The organism is Morganella sp. HSTU-ASny43 (assembly GCF_022819185.1).
Classification (GTDB): Bacteria; Pseudomonadota; Gammaproteobacteria; order Enterobacterales; family Enterobacteriaceae; genus Morganella; species Morganella morganii.
In genome coordinates this window covers 1-646 of the sequence record NZ_WSPG01000082.1, presented here as the reverse complement: position 1 = coordinate 646, position 646 = coordinate 1, and the positions used below count along the sequence as shown (strand labels likewise).

General features: G+C 31.4%; 1 pseudogene. It reads right to left on the bottom strand.

The window, feature by feature from the left end:
* Nucleotides 1-557, bottom strand: a pseudogene (locus GN208_RS17850) (hypothetical protein); the annotation flags it as partial.
* Between the last annotated feature and the right edge of the window lie 89 nt (nt 558-646).

Below are 646 nucleotides of genomic sequence, written 5' to 3'. Positions count from 1 at the left end.
CGTATATTTCCTAACGTATTAATTATTTTTTCCATATCTTTCTCTTCAGAAAAAAGTTTAACTAGAATATTATCATCCAACATCCATGGTTCAAGTTTTATGAGTTTTGCTACTATCTCAGGAGAAAATCTTTGTTTTATTAAAGTGGCAGGGGTCCCTCCAACGATTTCATAATCTCCGACATCAGTAGAAACAAAAGAGTTACATGCTATAATTGCACCTATACCAATTTTTACTCCTGACATTATCGTACAATGGGATCCTATCCAAACGTCATGTCCAATAATAGTATTATCTATTTTTTTGTTAAATGATCGTTTGGAAAATCGTTGAACAGGAAAATGATAAAGATGATTTAATGCTCCAATATTGCAATGAGAGCCAATAGATACACCGATCCCTATATTGGTATACTGAATTTGATTAAACCAACCAACTGAGCTTTTTTCACCGAGTATAGAATCATTAATACGAGTTAGTGGGCTCACGTAGCTTTCATTTTTTAGTATAGTATTCCTGCAAATTGAAAGTATACTTTTTTTTCCACGACGACTCATTGGTTACCTTTTTATATAATTTTTATCTATATTTATACTTTCGACCGCAAGTATTATAAAAATGAGATATGGTGTATAGTATATAGAGT